The organism is Promicromonospora sp. NPDC023987 (assembly GCF_040639055.1).
Classification (GTDB): domain Bacteria; phylum Actinomycetota; class Actinomycetes; order Actinomycetales; family Cellulomonadaceae; genus Promicromonospora.
The window spans coordinates 1-3,124 of record NZ_JBEZZF010000148.1 but is presented as its reverse complement, the minus strand read 5'-3'; the positions used below and the strand labels follow the sequence as shown (position 1 = coordinate 3,124).

Annotated in this window: 1 rRNA gene; it reads right to left on the bottom strand. The window is 57.0% G+C overall.

Features of this window, described 5'->3' with window-relative positions:
• Positions 1-3,117 (bottom strand): 23S ribosomal RNA (locus tag AB0F40_RS27395).
• Positions 3,118-3,124 lie beyond the last annotated feature (7 nt).

Below are 3,124 nucleotides of genomic sequence, written 5' to 3'. Positions count from 1 at the left end.
TGAAGTTATCGGCAGTTAGTACCGGTCAGCTCCGACAGTCGTTAGTCCTGTCTTCCACATCCGGCCTATCAACCCAGTGGTCTGCTGGGTGCCTCTCACACCACAAGGGGTGTCTGGAAACCTCATCTCGAAGCAGGCTTCCCGCTTAGATGCTTTCAGCGGTTATCCCTTCCGAACGTAGCCAACCAGCCGTGCTCCTGGCGGAACAACTGGCACACCAGAGGTTCGTCCGTCCCGGTCCTCTCGTACTAGGGACAGCCCTTCTCAAGTTTCCTGCGCGCGCAGCGGATAGGGACCGAACTGTCTCACGACGTTCTAAACCCAGCTCGCGTACCGCTTTAATGGGCGAACAGCCCAACCCTTGGGACCTACTCCAGCCCCAGGATGCGACGAGCCGACATCGAGGTGCCAAACCATGCCGTCGATATGGACTCTTGGGCAAGATCAGCCTGTTATCCCCGGGGTACCTTTTATCCGTTGAGCGACGGCGCTTCCACAAGCCACCGCCGGATCACTAGTTCCGACTTTCGTCCCTGCTCGACCTGTCGGTCTCACAGTCAAGCTCCCTTGTGCACTTGCACTCGATACCTGATTGCCAACCAGGCTGAGGGAACCTTTGAGCGCCTCCGTTACATTTTAGGAGGCAACCGCCCCAGTTAAACTACCCACCAGGCACTGTCCCTGATCCGGATCACGGACCGAGGTTAGACATCCGAAGCGATCAGAGTGGTATTTCAACAATGACTCCACCCGAGCTGGCGCCCTGGCTTCACAGTCTCCCACCTATCCTACACAAACCGCACCGAACACCAATACCAAGCTATAGTAAAGGTCCCGGGGTCTTTCCGTCCTGCTGCGCGTAACGAGCATCTTTACTCGTAGTGCAATTTCGCCGAGTTCGCGGTTGAGACAGCGGAGAAGTCGTTACGCCATTCGTGCAGGTCGGAACTTACCCGACAAGGAATTTCGCTACCTTAGGATGGTTATAGTTACCACCGCCGTTTACTGGGGCTTAAATTCTGAGCTTCGCCTTACGGCTGACTCGTCCTCTTAACCTTCCAGCACCGGGCAGGCGTCAGTCCGTATACATCGTCTTGCGACTTCGCACGGACCTGTGTTTTTAGTAAACAGTCGCTTCTCCCTGGTCTCTGCGGCCCTCCCCGCGTCCCCCAGCAAGTGGGTTAACGGTTCAGGCCCCCCTTCTCCCGAAGTTACGGGGGCATTTTGCCGAGTTCCTTAACCACGATTCTCTCGATCGCCTTAGTATTCTCTACCTGACCACCTGAGTCGGTTTAGGGTACGGGCGGCTAGTCCCTCGCGTCGAGGCTTTTCTAGGCAGCATAGGATCACCAGATTCCCGCGTGAGCGGTCACTATCAGCTCTCACCCTTCATGCCCCACGGATTTGCCTATGGGACGGGCTACAACCTTGGACGTGGACAACCATCGCCACGCCTGGCTACCTTCCTGCGTCACCCCTGTTAACACGCTTACCTACTACCGGATCAGGTCCCACGCCTCCCCAGCGGTGACACCCGAAGGTGTCGATGCTGGCTCGGGGTGGTTAGTATCACCGGGCTCGGTATGGGCGGTACTTCGCCGGTAGGAGAATATCAACTCCTTGTCCATCGACTACGCCTGTCGGCCTCGCCTTAGGTCCCGACTTACCCAGGGCGGATGAACCTGGCCCTGGAACCCTTGGTCATTCGGCGGACGGGATTCACACCCGTCATTCGCTACTCATGCCTGCATTCTCACTCGTGTAGGCTCCACCGCTAGGTCACCCTGCGACTTCACTGCCCACACGACGCTCCCCTACCCACCCACACACCTGAACACACAGAACAAGTCTGGTGCTGGGCTAACGTGTGAGTGCCACGGCTTCGGCGGTGTGCTTGAGCCCCGCTACATTGTCGGCGCGGAATCACTTGACCAGTGAGCTATTACGCACTCTTTCAAGGGTGGCTGCTTCTAAGCCAACCTCCTGGTTGTCTGTGCAACTCCACATCCTTTCCCACTGAGCACACGCTTAGGGGCCTTAGCCGGTGATCTGGGCTGTTTCCCTCTCGACCACGGAGCTTATCCCCCGCAGTCTCACTGCCGCGCTTGCACTTACCGGCATTCGGAGTTTGGCTGACGTCAGTAACCTGGTGAGGCCCATTAGCCATCCAGTAGCTCTACCTCCGGTAAGAAACACGCGACGCTGCACCTAAATGCATTTCGGGGAGAACCAGCTATCACGAAGTTTGATTGGCCTTTCACCCCTAACCACAGGTCATCCCCCAGGTTTTCAACCCTGGTGGGTTCGGTCCTCCACGCCGTCTTACCGGCGCTTCAACCTGCCCATGGCTAGATCACTTCGCTTCGGGTCTAGACCCGGCGACTATGGTCGCCCTATTCGGACTCGCTTTCGCTACGGATACCCCACACGGGTTAACCTCGCCACCGAGCACTAACTCGCAGGCTCATTCTTCAAAAGGCACGCCGTCACCCCTACCAAGGAGGCTCCGACGGATTGTAGGCACACGGTTTCAGGTACTATTTCACTCCCCTCCCGGGGTACTTTTCACCTTTCCCTCACGGTACTTGTCCGCTATCGGTCACTAGGTAGTATTTAGGCTTAGCAAGTGGTCTTGCCAGATTCACACGAGATTTCACGGGCCCCGTGCTACTTGGGATCCCCTCCACCAGGCCACGCCATTTCGTCTACGGGACTCCCACCCACTACGGTCCGGTATTCAACCCGGTTCGACTATGACACAGCTTTCTGACTGGCCGGAAGACTGTCAGATCTTCCCAGAAGGTCCCACAACCCCGCACACGCAACGCCTGACAGCTTGACACGCATACGGTTTGGCCTCATCCGCTTTCGCTCGCCACTACTCACGGAATATCTCTTCCTGTCGGTACTGAGATGTTTCACTTCCCGACGTTCCCTCCACACGCCCTATACATTCAGGCGCGGGTAACCGAACATGACTTCGGCTGGGTTCCCCCATTCGGAGACCCTCGGATCACAGCTCGTCTGCCAACTCCCCGAGGATTATCGCAGGCTACAACGTCCTTCTTCGGCTCCTAGTGCCAAGGCATCCACCAATGTGCCCTAAAAAACTTCGAACAACACT